This is a genomic window from Comamonas sp. wu1-DMT (genome assembly GCF_040187805.1).
Lineage (GTDB): Bacteria > Pseudomonadota > Gammaproteobacteria > Burkholderiales > Burkholderiaceae_C > Comamonas > Comamonas thiooxydans.
Window position 1 is genome coordinate 46,215 of sequence record NZ_JBANEM010000009.1, and the last position, 16,992, is coordinate 63,206.

18 protein-coding genes and 1 pseudogene are annotated in these 16,992 nt (G+C 61.1%); 16 read left to right on the forward strand and 3 right to left on the reverse strand.

Going from position 1 to position 16,992, the window contains the following annotated elements; all coding sequences use genetic code 11:
• Nucleotides 1-9: 9 nt before the first annotated feature.
• The 7 genes and pseudogenes from V8Z78_RS14085 to V8Z78_RS14115 all read left to right on the forward strand — a co-directional run bounded on the left by V8Z78_RS14085 (nucleotide 10) and on the right by V8Z78_RS14115 (nucleotide 5,611).
• The gene (locus tag V8Z78_RS14085) at nucleotides 10-507 is read left to right on the forward strand and encodes a membrane protein (protein WP_003066825.1); all 498 of its coding nucleotides are present in this window, start codon (nucleotides 10-12) and stop codon (nucleotides 505-507) included.
• 42 nt (nucleotides 508-549) lie between these two features.
• On the forward strand, nucleotides 550-1,515 hold the full coding sequence (gene fmt / locus V8Z78_RS14090) for a methionyl-tRNA formyltransferase (protein WP_349731573.1): 966 nt from the start codon (nucleotides 550-552) through the stop codon (nucleotides 1,513-1,515).
• Nucleotides 1,512-2,282, forward strand: a complete 771-nt coding sequence (locus V8Z78_RS14095; RefSeq protein WP_012840331.1) for an AzlC family ABC transporter permease — start codon at nucleotides 1,512-1,514, stop codon at nucleotides 2,280-2,282. Before fmt ends, V8Z78_RS14095 begins: the two co-directional genes overlap by 4 nt.
• Nucleotides 2,279-2,612: pseudogene (locus tag V8Z78_RS14100) on the forward strand (AzlD domain-containing protein). The gene V8Z78_RS14095 and the pseudogene V8Z78_RS14100 overlap by 4 nt, the downstream one beginning before the upstream one ends.
• Before the next feature lie 222 nt (nucleotides 2,613-2,834).
• Complete coding sequence (locus V8Z78_RS14105; protein ID WP_349731574.1) at nucleotides 2,835-4,028, forward strand: phosphoglycerate kinase; 1,194 nt, start codon at nucleotides 2,835-2,837, stop codon at nucleotides 4,026-4,028.
• Nucleotides 4,029-4,323: 295 nt separating this feature from the next.
• Nucleotides 4,324-4,803: a Crp/Fnr family transcriptional regulator gene (locus tag V8Z78_RS14110; protein WP_034347941.1), complete on the forward strand. Its 480-nt coding sequence runs from the start codon at nucleotides 4,324-4,326 to the stop codon at nucleotides 4,801-4,803.
• A 142-nt stretch (nucleotides 4,804-4,945) separates the two neighbouring features.
• On the forward strand, nucleotides 4,946-5,611 hold the full coding sequence (locus tag V8Z78_RS14115; RefSeq protein WP_349731575.1) for a hypothetical protein: 666 nt from the start codon (nucleotides 4,946-4,948) through the stop codon (nucleotides 5,609-5,611).
• A gap of 22 nt (nucleotides 5,612-5,633) precedes the next feature.
• On the opposite strand, the gene V8Z78_RS14120 is transcribed toward V8Z78_RS14115, so the two are convergent.
• A complete protein-coding gene (locus tag V8Z78_RS14120; RefSeq protein WP_003066840.1) occupies nucleotides 5,634-6,191 on the reverse strand; it encodes an adenine phosphoribosyltransferase in 558 nt (185 codons plus the stop codon).
• Nucleotides 6,192-6,302: 111 nt separating this feature from the next.
• Here V8Z78_RS14120 and V8Z78_RS14125 point away from each other — a divergent pair, with 111 nt between their 5' ends.
• The 4 genes from V8Z78_RS14125 to V8Z78_RS14140 are packed head-to-tail and all read left to right on the forward strand — an operon-like array spanning nucleotide 6,303 to nucleotide 9,276.
• Nucleotides 6,303-7,304, forward strand: a complete 1,002-nt coding sequence (locus tag V8Z78_RS14125; protein ID WP_003066843.1) for a KpsF/GutQ family sugar-phosphate isomerase — start codon at nucleotides 6,303-6,305, stop codon at nucleotides 7,302-7,304.
• Nucleotides 7,304-7,864: a KdsC family phosphatase gene (locus tag V8Z78_RS14130; RefSeq protein WP_003066845.1), complete on the forward strand. Its 561-nt coding sequence runs from the start codon at nucleotides 7,304-7,306 to the stop codon at nucleotides 7,862-7,864. The genes V8Z78_RS14125 and V8Z78_RS14130 overlap by 1 nt, the downstream gene beginning before the upstream one ends.
• The gene (lptC, locus tag V8Z78_RS14135) at nucleotides 7,861-8,481 is read left to right on the forward strand and encodes an LPS export ABC transporter periplasmic protein LptC (RefSeq protein WP_349731576.1); all 621 of its coding nucleotides are present in this window, start codon (nucleotides 7,861-7,863) and stop codon (nucleotides 8,479-8,481) included. Before V8Z78_RS14130 ends, lptC begins: the two co-directional genes overlap by 4 nt.
• Before the next feature lie 3 nt (nucleotides 8,482-8,484).
• Nucleotides 8,485-9,276 carry an SDR family oxidoreductase gene (locus V8Z78_RS14140; protein ID WP_003066849.1) on the forward strand — a complete coding sequence of 264 codons (792 nt, stop codon included), beginning with the start codon at nucleotides 8,485-8,487 and terminating at the stop codon, nucleotides 9,274-9,276.
• A 96-nt stretch (nucleotides 9,277-9,372) separates the two neighbouring features.
• Here the strand turns inward: V8Z78_RS14140 and rbp (V8Z78_RS14145) are convergent, their stop codons facing one another.
• Nucleotides 9,373-9,861, reverse strand: coding sequence for an RNA-binding regulator (gene rbp, locus V8Z78_RS14145; protein ID WP_003066850.1), 489 nt, complete (start codon nucleotides 9,859-9,861; stop codon nucleotides 9,373-9,375).
• A 241-nt stretch (nucleotides 9,862-10,102) separates the two neighbouring features.
• A complete protein-coding gene (gene rbp / locus V8Z78_RS14150) occupies nucleotides 10,103-10,489 on the reverse strand; it encodes an RNA-binding regulator (RefSeq protein ID WP_003066853.1) in 387 nt (128 codons plus the stop codon).
• Nucleotides 10,490-10,983: 494 nt separating this feature from the next.
• Between rbp (V8Z78_RS14150) and V8Z78_RS14155 the strand changes: the two genes are divergently transcribed.
• From V8Z78_RS14155 to V8Z78_RS14175, 5 genes are all read left to right on the forward strand, one after another.
• Complete coding sequence (locus tag V8Z78_RS14155; RefSeq protein WP_003066856.1) at nucleotides 10,984-11,553, forward strand: TMEM165/GDT1 family protein; 570 nt, start codon at nucleotides 10,984-10,986, stop codon at nucleotides 11,551-11,553.
• Between the two features lie 216 nt (nucleotides 11,554-11,769).
• Nucleotides 11,770-12,978: a homoserine O-succinyltransferase MetX gene (gene metX, locus V8Z78_RS14160; RefSeq protein ID WP_057094083.1), complete on the forward strand. Its 1,209-nt coding sequence runs from the start codon at nucleotides 11,770-11,772 to the stop codon at nucleotides 12,976-12,978.
• The gene (gene metW, locus V8Z78_RS14165) at nucleotides 12,975-13,559 is read left to right on the forward strand and encodes a methionine biosynthesis protein MetW (RefSeq protein ID WP_003066861.1); all 585 of its coding nucleotides are present in this window, start codon (nucleotides 12,975-12,977) and stop codon (nucleotides 13,557-13,559) included. The genes metX and metW overlap by 4 nt, the downstream gene beginning before the upstream one ends.
• Nucleotides 13,560-13,801: 242 nt before the next feature.
• Nucleotides 13,802-15,343 (forward strand): methyl-accepting chemotaxis protein, encoded by a 1,542-nt coding sequence (locus tag V8Z78_RS14170; RefSeq protein ID WP_349731577.1) that lies wholly within the window; start codon nucleotides 13,802-13,804, stop codon nucleotides 15,341-15,343.
• 112 nt (nucleotides 15,344-15,455) lie between these two features.
• Nucleotides 15,456-16,949: a M20 family metallopeptidase gene (locus V8Z78_RS14175; protein ID WP_054074283.1), complete on the forward strand. Its 1,494-nt coding sequence runs from the start codon at nucleotides 15,456-15,458 to the stop codon at nucleotides 16,947-16,949.
• Nucleotides 16,950-16,992: the final 43 nt, after the last annotated feature.

Genomic DNA, 16,992 nt, shown 5'->3' on the forward strand with positions numbered 1-16,992 from the left:
GGAGTGTCCATGTCCCTGCCTCGCCTGCAAACACTGTTGACTGCCAGTCTGCTGGCATTGGGGCTGGCGGGTTGCATGGTGCCCCAGTGGCAAAAGCCTGGCATGCCTCAGGCCGAGGTGGAAAAAGGCATGGGCAAACCCACTCTGGTCGTGCCTCTGCCCGAGGGCGGCCAGCGCCTGGTCTATAGCCAGCAGCCCGCCGGTCAGCAGGTCTATCACATGGACTTCGATGCCCGGCACAAGCTGGTGCGTGTGGAGCAGGTGCTGGATACCGCGCATTTTTTCGCGTTGCGCAATGGTGTGGATACCCGTGACGATGTCTACCGCATGTTCGGCCCGCCCGCCAAGGTCGAGAGGGTCTACAGCTTCAAAGGTGACATCTGGACCTACCGTTTTCTGGACAATACCGTTGCTCGGCGTGCCCATGTGCACATAGACCCGCAAGGTGTGGTGCAGAAGGTCATGTTCACCGATGAGAGCATTTACTTCAAAGAGCCGCATCTTTGAACATCTGGCAGCCGGCGGCTGCCTTTTTAATTTGTGAGTCCCATGAAAGTCATTTTTGCCGGCACGCCCGAATTTGCGCGCGTGGCCCTGGAGAGTCTGCTGGCTGCAGGTTTTGAAGTTCCGCTGGTGCTGACCCAGCCGGACCGTCCGGCCGGGCGTGGCATGAAGCTGCAAGCCTCTCCCGTCAAGCAGTGCGCCCTGGAGCATGGCATTGCAGTGGCTCAGCCGCTGAGTCTGCGTCTGGACGGCAAATATCCCGAAGACGCCGCTGCCGCCAAGGCCGCGATCGATGCCGCTCAGGCCGATGTGATGGTGGTTGCGGCCTATGGCCTGATCCTGCCGCAATGGGTGCTTGATACGCCTCGCCTGGGCTGCCTGAACATCCATGCCAGCCTGCTGCCGCGCTGGCGCGGTGCAGCGCCGATTCATCGCGCCATCGAGGCCGGTGACGCCGAAACCGGCGTCACCATCATGCAGATGGATGCCGGCCTGGATACCGGCGATATGTGTGTGATCGAGCGCCTGCCGATAGCCGCAGGCGACACCACGGCCAGCCTGCAGGACAAGCTGGCCGCGTTGGGTGGCCGCCTGATCGTGGAAGCGCTGGAAATGGCGGCCTGCGGAGGTCTCAGTCGCACGCCACAGCCTGCCGATGGAGTGAGCTATGCACACAAGATCGAGAAGGCCGAGAGCCTGATCGACTGGAGCGAAAGCGCCGAAGTCATTGCGCGCCGCTTGCGTGCCTTCAACCCCTTCCCCGGCGGCGCCACCAGCCTGGGCGGCGAGGCCATCAAGGTCTGGGAAGCAGAGGCCCAGCAAGGCAGCGGCGCGCCCGGCTCCGTGCTGTCGGCCGACGTCCGCGGCGTGCGCGTGGCCTGTGGCAGTGGCGTGCTCAATATGACGCTGTTGCAGCGCGCGGGTGGCAAGCGTCTGGCCGCTGGCGATTTTCTGCGCGGTTTCGAGCTGCCCGCAGGCGCGCAACTGGGCGAGGGTGCTGGCGAGGTATGACGGATATGGCGTTCACGCTGAGTCAGCGTGCGAAATCGATAGTCAGGGATCCGTTCTTCTGGGTCGGCTCCAAGGAGATGGGCGGCACCGCCCTGGGCATCGCCGCCTGGGGCCTGGTAACCGGCGTGGCCATGGTCAAAAGCGGTCTGTCCGTTCCCCTGGCGCTGCTCATGGGTTTGACTGTCTATGCGGGCAGTGCCCAGCTGGCCGTGTTGCCGCTGATGGCCGTGGGGGCTCCGCTGTGGGTGGTCTGGTTCACCGCCATTTGCGTGAACCTGCGTTTTGTGATTCTGTCCAGCATGTGGCGCAGCTATTTCGCCAAGCTGAGTCTGCGTCACCGTCTGGCGGTCGCCTATTTCAGCGGCGATGTGATTTTCGTGAACTTCATGCGTCGCTACCCAGAGGCCAGGCCGCAGCCCGAGCAATTGCCCTATTTCTGGGGCGCAGCACTGACCAACTGGCTGGCCTGGCAGATCCCGTCCACGCTGGGCATTTTCCTGGCCGACCAGATTCCTCTGTCCTGGGGGCTGGGCTTTGCCGGCGTGCTGGCGTTGTTGGGCGTGTTGCTGTCCATGCTCAAGGACCGTGCAACCTGGGTGGCCTCCATCGTGGCCTGTACGGCAGCCGTGGCGGCTTTTGCGCTGCCGCTCAAGCTCAATATCCTGGTGGCGATCGCAGCTGCGGTGGCTGCAGGCCTGACGGCCGAGCAACTGCAAAAGCAGGCCAGCCGGCTGCCTGCGGTGAAGAATGAGGAGGACCGGTCATGATGAGCAGTTTCTGGGTCATCGTTGCCTGCATCGGTCTGGCCCTCATCACGCTGATCACGCGTGCTTTCTTCATGATCCCCGAGCGTGAACTGCCGCTGCCCGACTGGCTCAAGCGCGGGCTCAAATACGCACCGCTGGCGGCCCTGGCGGCGGTGATTGCGCCCGAGATCGTGATGAGCAATGGTCAGCTGATCAACAGTCTGGCTGATGCTCGACTGCCTGCGCTGGCCGCTTCGGTGGTGTATTTTTTTTTACAAGCGCAGCATTCTTGGCACCATTGCTCTGGGCATGGCGATTTATCTGCCTCTGCATATCGGTCTGGGCTGGTAGCTCCAAGACCAGAGAAAACAGGAGCTGCGTGCTCCTGTTTTCATATGGGCTGTCTATAAAAAGGCTTGAAACCAAGTTACAGAGCGCGCAGGATGCTCCTGTTTTTGAGTCGAGTAAGCGTGTAAAAGCGATGCCTGAAAGTGGCGATCACCCTAGAATGTAGGCAGATTTTGTGTTTTCCAACCTTTGTATGGGCGACTTTCGGAGTCGCTTTTTTGCTGCATGAACATCATCCGCTTCTCCGATCTGTGCGCCCAGGGCAAGGCCCAGGGTCAACGTGTTTTCATCCGTGCCGACCTGAACGTACCCCTGAACGACGCTGGTGAAATCACCGAAGACACGCGTGTGCGCGCTTCCGTGCCTGCGATTGAAATGGCTTTGAAGGCCGGCGCTGCCGTGATGGTCACCAGCCACCTGGGCCGCCCCACCGAAGGTGAATTCAAGCCCCAGGACTCGCTGGCTCCCGTGGCCAAGCGCCTGTCCGAGCTGCTGGGCCGCGATGTGCCCCTGGTCGCCAACTGGGTGGACGGCGTGCAGATTGCTCCCGGCCAGGTCGTGCTGCTGGAGAACTGCCGTGTCAACGTGGGTGAAAAGAAGAACAAGCCCGAGCTGGCCCAGAAGCTGGCCAAGCTCTGCGACATCTTTGTGAACGATGCCTTCGGCACCGCTCACCGTGCCGAAGGCACGACCTACGGCATCGCCGAATACGCCCCCATCGCCTGTGCCGGCCCGCTGCTGTCGGCCGAGATCGACGCGCTGAACAAGGCCCTGGCCGCGCCTGCACGTCCTCTGGCCGCCATCGTGGCAGGCTCCAAGGTGTCCACCAAGCTGACCATCCTCAAGAGCCTGGCCGACAAGGTGGACCAGCTCATCGTGGGCGGCGGCATTGCCAACACCTTCATGCTGGCTGCCGGTCTGAAGATCGGCAAGAGCCTGGCCGAGCCCGATCTGGTGGCCGATGCCAAGGCCGTGATCGACGCCATGGCTGCCCGTGGTGCCAATATTCCCGTGCCCACCGATGTGGTCACCGCCAAGACCTTTGCTGCCGACGCCGTGGCCACCGTCAAGAAGGCCTCCGAAGTGGCCGACGACGACATGATTCTGGACATCGGCCCGGAAACCGCAGCCCTGCTGGCCGAGCAGCTCAAAAAGGCCGGCACCATCGTCTGGAACGGCCCCGTGGGCGTGTTCGAGTTCGACCAGTTTGCCAATGGCACCAAGGTCATCGCCCAGGCGATTGCCGAGTCACCCGCCTTCAGCATTGCCGGCGGTGGCGACACCCTGGCCGCCATTGCCAAGTACGGCATTGAAAAGGACGTGGGCTACATCTCCACCGGCGGCGGTGCCTTCCTGGAAGTGCTGGAGGGCAAGAAGCTGCCAGCCTTCGAGATCCTGGAAAAGCGCGCCCATAGCTGATTTCCTTGAGAAATGGCGCTAACCCAAATGGGAAGAGCGATGTAAGCTATTAAAAAAGGATCGAACCATCGATCCTTTTTTGCTTTGACGCGGATGAAGATGCAGACACTTTGGGGAAGTAAAAGCAACTCCGCACCGCAAGTGATTGGCGGGACTGTCAGAGTCGCTTAGCATTCAGCCTGCGTTGATGGTGAGCCATGGCGCGCTATGAATTTCTTTTACCCTGAGCGGCCGGGATGCGTATCCGGATTTGTCCACCGGATGGCATGCGGCGTTCGCGTTCCATCCACTGCTTATGTTCGCTTCAACACCTCAGGATTTGTCGGCGCTGATCCAGGCGATGACGACCTCGGTTGCCACCGATACCGCTCAAAACGTGCTCAGTGCCGCTCAATGGGAGTTGCTGGCGCCGTATCTGCAGCCGATCAATCTGGCGGCCAGCGAGGTGTTGTTTGCCGAAGGGGCGCTGGATCGCAATCTGTATCTGGTGGAGTACGGCTCGCTGAGCGTGCATTACCAGGATTCGAAGGAAAGAATCCGCCTGGCTTTGGTGGGGCCGGGAGCGATTGTGGGGGAAGGGGCCTTCTTCGCCCATAGACCACGCAAGGCCACGGTGCAGGCCGCAGCGCCCAGCCGTTTATGGTGTCTGACAGCGCTGCGTTATTCCGAAATTGCCAACCGTCAGCCTGCTCTGGCCCTGGCGCTACTGACCATGGCAGGTCAGGTGCTGGCCCGCCGCGCAGGGGACAGTCGTCGCCGGGTGGCCAGCACCTGAGTGAAGATTTTTTGTGTGCCGGCCGGTTTGGCGGCTTGATCCACGTCGGACAAAGGCTAATATTTCGGTAAATGTCACGAGCTGCTCCAGACCTGGAGGCAGAATGTGTCTCGTTGTAAATCCTGCTTGTTCGAGTGTGCTCATGTCCCTGTTTCGATGGTTTTCTCGCGGGCCTCGCCGAGAAGGTAGCACGCAAGCACTGCGCCACGAGGATGATGCAGTAGCGCGTCAGTCGCAGCGCCGGGAGCGCTCCGCCAGACGCGAGCAGCTGTACGTCATCGTGCGCGAAGCCATGGTCAGGGTCGGCATTCTTTCGGCCGGTTACAAGTTCAAGGTGCTCTCGCTGGACAACGTCGGCCAGCGCTTTGTCGTGATGGTGGATCTGGCTCCTGCATACGCTGCGGATGCTCCGCAGCAAAGACGTATCGAGGCATTGATTGCCGAGCTCGCCAGAACCCGCATGGATGCTGGGGTTCACGCCGTTTACTGGCGCGTGAACGGGCAGCGTCAAAGCGCTGCTAGCCCTGATTTTGCGCAGACGCAGTTTGACGGGGCCGTACCCCCGATGAAGGCGCCACGCCATGCTCCGGTTGCGGCACATTCAGGCCGCTCTTTCGAGCCCATTGACGCGCAGGAAATGGATGCGTTCAAGCAGGCGGTGGCCATGGCTGCTGCATCGCCTGCGAGTGTTCGTCCATCACGCCAGGCGCCATTGCTGGGTCCTGGCTCTGGCCATGAGGAAGGCGGCGAATTTGCCGTCTCCGGACTGGGCTCTCTGGGCACGACGCAGTACGGAGAGCTGCGCTGATCCAGGGCTGTTGCGGGGCTGCTCAGTGCCCGGCAAAGTCCACCAGAGTGAACAGGGGCAGGCCGCTGTCCTTGAGGTGCTTGGAGCCGCCCAGTTCCGGCAGATCCACAATCGCTGCGCCTTCCACCACGGTAGCCCCCAGCTTTTCCAGCAGTTTCTTGCCGGCCATCATGGTGCCGCCGGTGGCGATCAAATCGTCAATCAGCAGCACACGGTCGCCGGACTTGACGGCATCGGTGTGCAGCTCCACGGTAGCGCTACCGTATTCGAGCTCATAGGTTTCCTCCACCGTGGTGAAGGGCAGTTTGCCTTTTTTGCGGATGGGCACAAAGCCGACGTTGAGCTCGTGGGCGATCACGGCACCCAGAATAAATCCGCGTGCATCCAGGCCGGCAACCACGTCGGGGCGCAGCTTGGGGTCCATGTAACGGTGAACAAAGGCATCGGTCATGATGCGAAAGACCTTGGGGTCCTGCAGCAGGGGCGTGATGTCACGGAATTGCACGCCCGGCGCAGGCCAGTCCGGCACGGTGCGGATATGGTCACGCAGATAGTCGTTGACGCTGGTGGAAGTTTGCATGTGTCCGCCTGAGTTCTTGAATGCTCGCCAGTGTATGGGCTCGGGCTTGAAATGCGGGCCAAAGGGGTGTTGCCCGCTGCCCGGCAAGCATGGGCTGGCTAAAATCCGGGCATGAATTCTGATGCTGCCAATTCGCGTCTGATCGACGCACCGCGAGCTTTGAACCTGGCCCGCGAGGCCCTGGATATAGAGGCCGCTGCCTTGCGTGCGATGTCGGTGCGCCTCAATGGCGCATTCACGGCGGTGGTTCAGCGCATTCTGCAGCTGCCGGGCCGTGTGGTGGTCATGGGCATGGGCAAAAGCGGGCATGTGGGCCGGAAGGTGGCCGCGACGCTCGCGTCCACAGGGACTCCCTCCTTTTTCGTGCACCCCGCAGAAGCCAGTCATGGCGACCTGGGCATGCTGACACAGGATGATCTGGTGCTGGCCCTGTCCAATAGCGGCGAGACCGATGAGCTGACGGGCGTGTTGCCCGCCATCAAGCGCATGGGCGTGCCCCTGGTGGCCGTGACCGGCGGTCTGCAATCGACACTGGCCAAGCATGCAGACTGGGTGCTGGACACCCATGTCGACAAGGAAGCTTGTCCCTTGAACCTGGCACCCACTGCCAGCACCACGGCTCAGCTGGCCATGGGAGATGCGCTGGCCGTGGCCTTGCTCGATGCCCGGGGCTTTGGTGCCGAGGATTTTGCGCGCTCACACCCCGGAGGAGCATTGGGGCGACGCCTGCTGACTCATGTGCGCGATGTGATGCGCCGTGGTGTCGATGTGCCCCAGGTTGCCCAGGATGTGAGCAGCGTGGACCTGATGCGCGAAATGAGTGCCAAGGGCCTGGGCTGCTCCGCCGTGGTCAACGCATCCGGTGAGCTGGTGGGAATCTTTACCGATGGTGATTTGCGCCGCTGCGTGGAAGCTGGCGTGGATCTGCGCAGCCGCACGGCGCAGGACGTCATGCATGCCAGGCCTCTGACGATCAAGCCCGATCTGCTGGCGGTGGCTGCGGCACGCATGATGGAAGAACATGGCATTACCGCAGTGCTGGTGGCCGATGACAACCAGCGCCTGCAGGGTGTGGTGCATATTCGCGATCTGATGCGTGCCAAGGTGATTTGATGAACCGACCTGCTCTGACACCCCGCCAGCAATGGGACCCACAGTTGCTGCTCAAGGCCCAGGGAATTCGTGTGGCCTTCTTCGATGTGGATGGCGTGCTGACCGATGGCGGCCTTTATTTCTCGGGTGAGGGTGAGGTCCTCAAGCGCTTCCATACGCTGGATGGTCATGGCCTGAAAATGTTGCAAAAGGCCGGCATCACGCCGGCCGTGGTGACGGGGCGAGACTCTGCGCCGCTGCGTTTGCGCTTGAAGCAACTGGGCATTGAACATGCGCGCTTTGGCACGGAGGACAAAGTGCCGGCTGCCGAGTCCATCCTGGCTGAACTGGGTCTGCAATGGCCGCAGGCCGCCGCCATGGGGGACGACTGGCCCGATCTTCCCGTCATGCGTCGCAGCCACTTTTCCTGCGCACCCGCCAATGCCCATGACGAGGTATCACATGTGGCGGACTGGGTCAGTGCCAAGAATGGCGGAGAGGGGGCAGTGCGGCAGTTCTGCGATCTGCTGCTGGCCGCCAATGGTGCTTATGCGGCGCTGCTTTCGGGGTATGGCTCATGAGCGGGCAATGGCGCCGTGTGGGCGACAAGGCCTCGATGTATCTCCCCGTGCTCATCATGGGTCTGCTGGCGTTGGGCACCTGGTGGCTGGTGCGCAATGCTCCCAAGCCGATTGTCAGTGGCGCGGAGAAGGCCGTGCGGCACGACCCGGACTATTTCCTCAAAGACTTCGTCATCAAGAATTTCGAAGCATCGGGCCGCCTCAAAAATCGCCTGAATGGCGCGACAGGTGAGCACTTTCCCGACACCGATACGCTGGAAGTCTACGACGCACGCATGCTGAGCTTCACGCCTGATGGACGCAGGACCGTGGGCAGCTCCAACCGGGCATTGAGCAATGGCGACGGCTCGGAAATCCAGATGTTCGGCCAGGCCGTCATTCAGCGCGAGCCGGTGCCTGCAACTGCCACCCAGAAGGCCTTGCCTGCCATGCGGCTGGAGAGCGAGTTCCTGCAAATCTGGCCCAATGACGAGCGCGTCAGCACCAACAAAGCTGTGGTCATGACCCGTGGCAACGACATATTTACCGGTGACAGCATGCAGTACGCGCACCTTGATCAGATTCTGCAGATGCAGGGGCGGGTCAAGGGCGTCATCCAGCCCAGCCAGAAGCCGTAAATCATGGCAGGGCATGGGGCCGGACTCGTCTATATCACCGGTGCCTCCAGCGGCATTGGGCAGGCCCTGGCCTGGTATTACTATCAGCGTGGCTGGTCGATCGCACTGGTGGCAAGACGCACCGTGCTCATGGAGCAATGGGCGCAGTCCATGCGAATGGATGCATCCCGCTACGCCGTTTATGGCGCGGATGTCACGAACATAGCAAGTGCTTGCAGTGCTGCGAATGCCTGTCTGGAGCGCCAGGGCCTGCCTGATGTTGTTATTGCCAACGCGGGAGTCAGCTGGGGTGTGGATACCTCCTTGCGCGAGGATCTTGAGGTCATGCAGCAGGTGCTGGCCAGCAACACCATGGGGTTGGCTGCAAGCTTTCAGCCGTTTATTGCACCCATGGTGCGACGCGGCTCCGGGCGTCTGGTGGGTATTTGCAGTGTGGCTGGTATTCGCGGCCTGCCCGGCCATGCCGCATATTCGGCCAGTAAAGCGGCCGCCATTGCTTACTGTGAGAGTCTGCGTGTTGAGTTGCAGAAATCCGGGGTCTCTGTGACCAGTTTATTGCCTGGCTATGTGGACACTCCGTTGACGAAAAATAATCCGTATTCCATGCCTTTTCTGCTCTCGCCCGAGGAGTTCGCAAGGCGTGCCTTTCGGGTTATAGAGCGCAAAGCCAGATATGCGATTATTCCCTGGCAGATGAGGATTGTCGGCGGCGTAATGCGGGTGCTGCCCGCTTATCTGTGGGATAGATTGACTCTGGGAAAAACCAGAAAGCCCAGGCATCTAAAAAAGGATTGAGTGGAAGACATTGGGAAATGACTATGCATTTGAATGTCTTCAAAAATAAATAAAGGCACGCTATCGTGCCTTTATTGCTGAGCTGTTAAAAGAAGCTCATTCGCCGTGGTTATTGCCACCACCGTAGCCGCCGCGACCACCGTGGCGTGGGCCTGAGCCATAGGGGCTGCGGAAGCCGCCTTCGCCGCGACCACCACCGCCATAGCCGCCGCCATCACCGCGACCATAGCCACCACCTTCACTGCGGCCACCGTAACCGCCATCGCGATTACCGCCGCCAAAACCGCCTTCACTGCGGAAGCCGCCTCCATAACCGCCGGAGCGAGGGGGGCGGGGTTCCATAGGGCGTGCCTCATTCACGACGAGGCTGCGACCCCCGAGGGGCTGACCATTCATGCCTTGAATGGCGGCTTGTGCTTCTGCTTCGCTGGCCATTTCCACAAAACCAAAGCCTTTGGAGCGGCCGGTGTCTCGTTCCATCATGACGCGTGCACTTGCTACGGCTCCAAACTGGCTGAACGCCTGCTCAAGATCGTTGTCACGCACACCATAAGGAAGGTTGCCGACATACAGCTTATTGCCCATTAATAACTCCTAGCTCCTCAATGCTTCAATGGCGCGATCGAATTCAGGACGTCCACTGCATATCCATGGGAAAACATGCAAAAAATCCTGAACACCTATTCGCTTGTGAACGGGAAATGCCCGAGAAAGGAATTATGACGGAGAACAATGAAAAAAAATAAATGCTCGAAAACCGCATTGCTAACGTTTAGCAACAAAAAAAGGATCCGAAGATCCTTTTTTTGTTATTGGCAATAACTGATTAGTAGCTATTGCGACGGCCGTAGCCGCCGTCGCCACGGCCACCGCCGAAGCCGCCGTCACCACGGCCACCGCCAAAACCACCTTCACGACCGCCGCCGAAGCCGCCGCCGAAGCCGCCGGAGCGGGGAGGACGAGGCTCCATGGGGCGTGCTTCGTTCACGACCAGATCACGGCCGCCACGGTTTTGGCCGTGCAGGCCTTGGATAGCGGCTTGTGCTTCGGCATCGCTGCCCATTTCCACAAAGCCAAAGCCCTTGGAACGGCCGGTGTCGCGCTCCATCATCACCTTGGCGCTGTTCACAGTGCCGAATTCGCTGAAGCTGTCTTGCAGATCTTGGTCGCGGAAGGAATAAGGCAGATTGCCTACGTAAAGCTTGTTGCCCATGCTGGACTCCTGAAAAAACTTGAAAACGCGATGGAGCCCTAGGGAGTCAGCCTTGGATGACAACATTAGAGACGCTAACGCACTTGCCCCATCCAGAAATTGCTTTCCAGACAAAGACTCAAGCATTATGAGTCACAAGAGAAGCCGTAGTATTACGAAAAGATCAAATTTCGTGCTTGTAACAACATTGTCCTGATGGGAGTTACCCTGAAATACAAAATTTTGAATATCCAAATACGCAGATGTCTTACAGGGTTAAGCATGTAGAATGACTGCTACTTTCTTTGGGGAGTAGGCCGTTCGGCAGCCGTCTGCCGGATGCATGCGTCAACAGACTTGGGTCCTCGTGACCTATGGCGCATGCGGTACCGCGTGCAATGCGTGGTGCGACCGGTCGAGACCATTGATTACGTACCGAGAAAACCTATGAAGAGATAGGCCGGAGTCGGTGCGTGGTCAATGCGTTCTGGCAACTCCGGCCGTCTATCCCCATCATGGAAGCCTTTCTCATATCCACCTCCATCGTCGCCCTGGCCGAAATGGGGGACAAGACCCAACTGCTGTCATTGGTACTGGCAGCCAAGTTCCGCAAACCACTGCCCATCGTGGCCGGCATTTTTGCCGCGACGCTGGTCAACCATGCTCTGGCCGGCGCCGTGGGCAACTGGATCACCACGATGCTAGGTCCCGACGTGCTGCGCTGGATCTTGGGGGTTTCATTCATCCTCATGGCGGGCTGGATGCTGATTCCCGACAAGTTAGACGATGACGATACCGGCAATGGCGCCGGGCGTTGGGGTGTCTTCGGTACGACGCTGATGCTGTTCTTCCTGGCCGAGATGGGGGACAAGACCCAGCTGGCCACGGTGGGCCTGGCCGCCAAGTACCCTCTGTCGTATTACTGGGTGGTGGCTGGCACCACGCTGGGCATGATGCTGGCCAATGCACCGGTGGTGTGGTTTGGCGAGAAGATCACCAAGAAGCTGCCGATCAAGACGATTCACCGTGTGTGCGCCGTGATCTTCCTGGTGCTGGGTGTGGCGGCGCTCCTGACCAAAGTGTGAAACTACCGAAAGCATAGCTATTTGCACAAGGCTCAAAAGGCTTGGACAGCTTTGACAGTCTGCTTTTGAGTTCGGTGCAATGAATGCAGTACACTGCACTTTCACGCGCCGATTTGCCAAAGCTTGCGGGCGCTTTATAAATCCAGCTAAAGACCCGTCCGCGAAGTGACAGTACACCGACCCGGCCTCGTTTTTAGCGATGCCGGGTTTTTTCATATGTCCTTCATCGCGACACCTCAGTTCATGCATTTTGATGAGCCGCTGCCCCTGCAGAGCGGTGGCTCCATCGCCGATTACGATCTTGCCTTCGAGACCTATGGCCAGCTCAATGCCGACAAGAGCAATGCCATCGTGGTCTGTCATGCGCTCAATGCCTCCCACCATGTAGCAGGCAGCTACGAGGGCCAGCCCAAGAGCGAGGGCTGGTGGGACAACATGATCGGTCCGGGCAAGCCCGTCGATACCGACAAGTTCTTTGTCATCGGCATCAACAATCTGGGCTCCTGCTTCGGCTCTACCGGCCCCATGCACACCAACTCGGCCACGGGCAAGCCCTATGGTGCGGATTTCCCCGTGGTGACGGTGGAGGACTGGGTGGATGCGCAGGCGCGTCTGCTGGACCGCCTGGGGGTCGGGAAGCTCGCCGCCGTGCTGGGCGGCAGCCTGGGCGGCATGCAGGCCCTGTCCTGGTCGCTGCGCTATCCCGAGCGCATGCGCCATGCCGTGGTGGTGGCCAGCGCGCCGAATCTGAACGCCGAGAACATTGCCTTCAACGAGGTGGCGCGTCGCGCCATCGTCACCGATCCGGATTTCAACGGCGGCCATTTCTATGAGCATGGCGTGGTGCCTGCGCGCGGCCTGCGCATCGCGCGCATGATAGGCCACATCACCTATCTGAGCGATGACGTGATGAACCAGAAGTTCGGCCGCAGTCTCAGGGCCCCCGCGCTCCTCGCCGAGGGGGCTGACCTGACTCGGGGCGGCCCGGCGCCGGAGCGGCGCGATTACCTGTACAGCACCCAGGATGTGGAGTTCCAGATCGAGAGCTATCTGCGCTACCAGGGCGAGAAGTTCAGCGGCTACTTTGACGCCAACACCTATCTGCTCATCACGCGCGCACTGGACTATTTCGATCCGGCGCGCGCTCATGACGGCGATCTGACCCGGGCGCTGGCCGTGGCCAAGGCCCGGTTTCTGCTCGTGAGCTTCACGACGGACTGGCGCTTCGCACCGGCGCGCAGCCGAGAGATCGTCAAGTCGCTGCTGGAGAACAACCGCGACGTCAGCTATGCCGAGATCGACGCCCCCCATGGTCATGATGCGTTTTTGCTTGATGACCCACGCTATATGGGCGTGATGCGCTCCTATTTTGAAGGCATTGCCAAAGAACTGAACACCGCCGAACGCGCAGGAGAAGCCGCATGACCGAGTTGACCACCATGAAAGCCATTGCCCAGTTGGTGCCCGAGGGCGCACGCGTGCTGGACCTGGGTTGTGGCGACGGCGCGCTGCTCGAGCATCTGGTGCGAGAGCGCGGATGTACGGGCTATGGCGTGGAACTGGACGACGCCAATGTGCTGGCCTGCACGCGCCGCGGCGTGAACGTGCTGCAGCTCAATCTGGAGGACGGCCTGGCCATCTTCGGCGACAACAGCTTCGATGTGGTGCTGCAGATCGACACGCTGCAGCATTTGCGCAATGCCGAGGTGATGTTGCAGGAGACGGCCCGCATCGGCAAGCAAGGCGTGGTTGCCTTTCCCAACTTTGCACATTGGCAAAATCGCTTTTCCGTGCTGCGCGGGCGCATGCCGGTCACGCGTCGCCTGCCTTACCAGTGGTATGACACGCCGAATATCCGGGTGGGCACCTACAAGGACTTCGAGGTGCTGGCCACCAAGAACCGCCTGCGCATTCGCGACTCCTTCGGTCTGCAAAACGGTCAGGTGGTGAGGAGCCTGCCCAATCTGTTGGCGACAACGGCGGTGTTCCACTTCGAGCATGCCTGATTGCTGCTCTTGAAACAGTAGCTAATTACGATTCATTGGCAATGAATCGGGTATTGATTCACGTCGAATTCATTGTCTGACACGAGCCGGAAGCTCTTAAATCTGAGAGGGCAGCGCTCCTGCGACAAAGCGGTGCTGCTGCTACCGCGATGCAAAAATGTAAGCATTTGATTCATAATCAACTGCTTATTTTTTTTGATCTGAATCAATGCGCCGAAGCCTCGGCTGGTGCGCGCCTTGCCATGCGTTTTAGTTCCCGTCTCATTTTTTGCTCGGCTGCACCTGCAGCCTTGTTTGTTTTGGCGCTGCTCAGCAGCCAGTGGGGGCTGACCCGTACACAGTCCGATTTCAACGACTACCTGAGGAACAACCAAGCCGTGGTGGCGCAGTTGCAGGAGCTGTATGCCCAGGGTCTGCAATCGGGCCAGGCACTGCGCAATATCGTGATGGATCCGTCGGACGGGCAGGCCGTGCAGAACCTGGGCAATGCCCGTCGGGCCTATGACGCCGCCTATGACGATCTGAGCCGGCGCGTGCAGGGAACGGCCATGGAAGTCGCCGTCAAGAGCCTGCAGGCCTTGCGCCAGGCCCAGTCCGAAGCGCAGGACCAGATCGTGACTCTGGCGGCCGAGGACTATGACACCGCCGCAGCCGCGCTCAAGACTCGGGAAACCCCGGCCTGGCGCAAGCTGCGCGAAGCCGTGCTGCAACAGCTCAAGGCGGCCCGCGATGCGGCCGAAGCATCGCATGCAGCCACCCGTGCCAGCGCCCAGCGCATGCAGCTGTGGTCGGGTCTGCTGGCCCTGCTGGCCGTGGTCATCTCGGCCACGCTGCTCTGGGTGATGGTGCGCACGCTGCGCAGCGAGTTGGGCGGAGACCCGGCCGATGCGCGCAAGGCGTTGCGCCGCGTGGCCGATGGCGATCTGACCGATGGGGGCTCGGGCAGCATGGCCCGGGGCCTGATGTCCGATCTGCAAACCATGCGCGGCGCGCTGCGCGAACTGGTCCAGCGCGTGCACGGCGCATCGGTGCAGATGCAACATGCCTCCAGCGAGATTGCTCAGGGCAATGCCGACCTGTCTGCCCGTACCGAAAGCCAGGCCAGCGCGCTGGAGGAAACGGCGGCCAGCATGGAGCAGCTCAACGCCACCGTGCGCCAGAACGCCGATAGCGCCCAGACGGCCAATCGGCTGGCGCAGAACGCCTCGCAAGTGGCCCGGCAGGGCGGTGCCGTGGTGGCGCGAGTTGTACAGACCATGCAGGACATCAACACCAGCAGCTCGCGCATTGCCGACATCATCGGCGTCATAGACGCCATCGCCTTCCAGACCAATATCCTGGCACTGAACGCGGCTGTGGAGGCTGCACGCGCCGGTGAACAGGGCCGAGGATTTGCCGTGGTGGCCAGCGAGGTGCGCGCCCTGGCGGGGCGCAGCGCCGATGCGGCCAAGGAAATCAAGACGTTGATCACTGCCAGCGTGGAACGCGTGGCAGACGGCAGTGCGCTGGCCGACCAGGCAGGTCGCACCATGGACGAGATCGTCAGTGCCATTCACCGTGTGACGGACATCATGGGCGAGATCAGCGCAGCGAGTAGCGAGCAGAGCGCAGGCGTGGCCCAGGTCGGCGAGGCTGTCATGCAGATGGACCAGGCCACGCAGCAAAACGCAGCCCTGGTGGAGGAAAGCGCAGCCGCTGCCGAGGGGCTGCGCCAACAGGCCGAAAGCCTGTTGAGAGAGGTTTCCCGCTTCCAGTTGGAGCGTGGGGCGCCGGCATTGCACTAAACCCTGATCCACCATGTCAATGCCTGAGGCGCAGGCACCTGCATTGGCGCACAATCACGGGCATGGCGCGAGCCCGTCATGGCTCGTAGCCCCGTCACTGAAGGAGCCGACCATGAACGCACGTACTCCCACCAATCTGCTGCAGCCACAGGACGCGCTGCAGCACATCACCGAGCAGTGGGACCAAAGCATTGTCCCCGAGCTGACCAACTACATCACCATCCCTGCCAAGTCGCCCATGTTTGCCCCCGACTGGGAGCAGCAAGGCCATATCGCCACCGTGCTGCGCAATGCTGCGGCCTGGGTGGAAGCGCAGAAGGTGGCCGGGCTGACGCTGGAAGTGATTCAGCAGCCGGGTCGCACGCCGGTCATCTTCTTCGAGGTGGAAGGTACGGCCGAGAAGGCCTCGACCAGCCCCACGGTGCTGATGTACGGACACCTCGACAAGCAGCCCGAGTTCGAAGGCTGGCGCAGCGATCTGGGTCCCTGGACGCCCAAGTACGAGGACGGCAAGCTCTACGGGCGTGGCGGCGCCGACGACGGCTATGCGGTCTATGCCAGCGTGGCGGCGATTCAGGAGCTCAAGCGCCAGAACGTGCCTCACCCCCGCATCGTGGCCATCATCGAGACCTGCGAGGAAAGCGGCTCGGCCGATCTGCTGCCCTATGTGGATGCCTTGCGCCCGCGTCTGGGCGATGTGGGCCTGGTGATCTGTCTGGACAGCGGCGCCGGCAACTACGACCAGCTGTGGCTGACCACCAGCCTGCGCGGCATGGCCAGCGGCACGCTCAAGGTGCAGATACTCACCGAGGGCGTGCATTCGGGCGATGCCTCGGGTGTGGTGCCCTCGTCCTTTCGCATCATGCGCCAGGTGCTGGATCGTCTCGAGGACAGCAAGAATGGCCGCGTGCTGCCGCAGAGCTTTCACTGCGAGGTGCCGGCCGAGCGCATGGCGCAGATCCGCGCCACGGCGGAGATCCTCGGCGAGGACGCCTATGCGCGCTTTCCCTGGGCGCATTACGACTGCGGTGGCTCGGCCCGTGTGTCTCTGCCCACGACCACCGATCCTGTCCAGGCCCTGGTGCGTCGCACCTGGGAGCCCACGCTGAGCGTGACGGGTGTGGAGGGCATGCCCAATCTGCAAAATGCCGGCAATGTGCTGCGCCCCTACACGGCCTTCAAGCTCAGCCTGCGCCTGCCGCCGCTGGTCGATGCCGGAGCCTGCGTGCAGGAGATGAAGGCCCTGCTGGAGGACAACGCGCCCTATGAGGCCAGGGTGACCTGGGAAGGCCTTTCAAGCTCCAGCGGCTGGAATGCGCCGGGCATGGACGGCTGGTTCGAGAAGGCGCTCAATGCCGCCAGCCAAGCCCATTTCGGCGCCGGCTGCGGCTATATCGGCCAGGGTGGCACGATTCCGCTGATGAATATGCTGAGCAAGGGCTTTCCCAAGGCGCAGATGATGGTCTGCGGCGTGCTCGGACCCAAGAGCAATGCCCACGGCCCCAACGAGTTCCTCCATGTCCCCTATGCCAAGAAGCTCACGGCGTCGGTGGCCGAGGTGATTGCCGCCATGGCCCGCCATCAGACGGAGCCGGACCAGGCCTGATCGCGGCATTGAAAATAGCTGCTGACGCTTTTCCAGAAAGCGC

Bases quoted from the DNA above. Each gene is read 5' to 3' on its own strand.
- V8Z78_RS14085 (WP_003066825.1), top strand. From the start codon at position 10: ATGTCCCTGCCTCGCCTGCAAACACTGTTGACTGCCAGTCTGCTGGCA.
- fmt (WP_349731573.1), top strand. From the start codon at position 550: ATGAAAGTCATTTTTGCCGGCACGCCCGAATTTGCGCGCGTGGCCCTG.
- V8Z78_RS14095 (WP_012840331.1), top strand. From the start codon at position 1,512: ATGACGGATATGGCGTTCACGCTGAGTCAGCGTGCGAAATCGATAGTC.
- V8Z78_RS14105 (WP_349731574.1), top strand. From the start codon at position 2,835: ATGAACATCATCCGCTTCTCCGATCTGTGCGCCCAGGGCAAGGCCCAG.
- V8Z78_RS14110 (WP_034347941.1), top strand. From the start codon at position 4,324: ATGTTCGCTTCAACACCTCAGGATTTGTCGGCGCTGATCCAGGCGATG.
- V8Z78_RS14115 (WP_349731575.1), top strand. From the start codon at position 4,946: ATGTCCCTGTTTCGATGGTTTTCTCGCGGGCCTCGCCGAGAAGGTAGC.
- V8Z78_RS14120 (WP_003066840.1), bottom strand. From the start codon at position 6,191: ATGCAAACTTCCACCAGCGTCAACGACTATCTGCGTGACCATATCCGC.
- V8Z78_RS14125 (WP_003066843.1), top strand. From the start codon at position 6,303: ATGAATTCTGATGCTGCCAATTCGCGTCTGATCGACGCACCGCGAGCT.
- V8Z78_RS14130 (WP_003066845.1), top strand. From the start codon at position 7,304: ATGAACCGACCTGCTCTGACACCCCGCCAGCAATGGGACCCACAGTTG.
- lptC (WP_349731576.1), top strand. From the start codon at position 7,861: ATGAGCGGGCAATGGCGCCGTGTGGGCGACAAGGCCTCGATGTATCTC.
- V8Z78_RS14140 (WP_003066849.1), top strand. From the start codon at position 8,485: ATGGCAGGGCATGGGGCCGGACTCGTCTATATCACCGGTGCCTCCAGC.
- rbp (WP_003066850.1), bottom strand. From the start codon at position 9,861: ATGGGCAATAAGCTGTATGTCGGCAACCTTCCTTATGGTGTGCGTGAC.
- rbp (WP_003066853.1), bottom strand. From the start codon at position 10,489: ATGGGCAACAAGCTTTACGTAGGCAATCTGCCTTATTCCTTCCGCGAC.
- V8Z78_RS14155 (WP_003066856.1), top strand. From the start codon at position 10,984: ATGGAAGCCTTTCTCATATCCACCTCCATCGTCGCCCTGGCCGAAATG.
- metX (WP_057094083.1), top strand. From the start codon at position 11,770: ATGTCCTTCATCGCGACACCTCAGTTCATGCATTTTGATGAGCCGCTG.
- metW (WP_003066861.1), top strand. From the start codon at position 12,975: ATGACCGAGTTGACCACCATGAAAGCCATTGCCCAGTTGGTGCCCGAG.
- V8Z78_RS14170 (WP_349731577.1), top strand. From the start codon at position 13,802: ATGCGTTTTAGTTCCCGTCTCATTTTTTGCTCGGCTGCACCTGCAGCC.
- V8Z78_RS14175 (WP_054074283.1), top strand. From the start codon at position 15,456: ATGAACGCACGTACTCCCACCAATCTGCTGCAGCCACAGGACGCGCTG.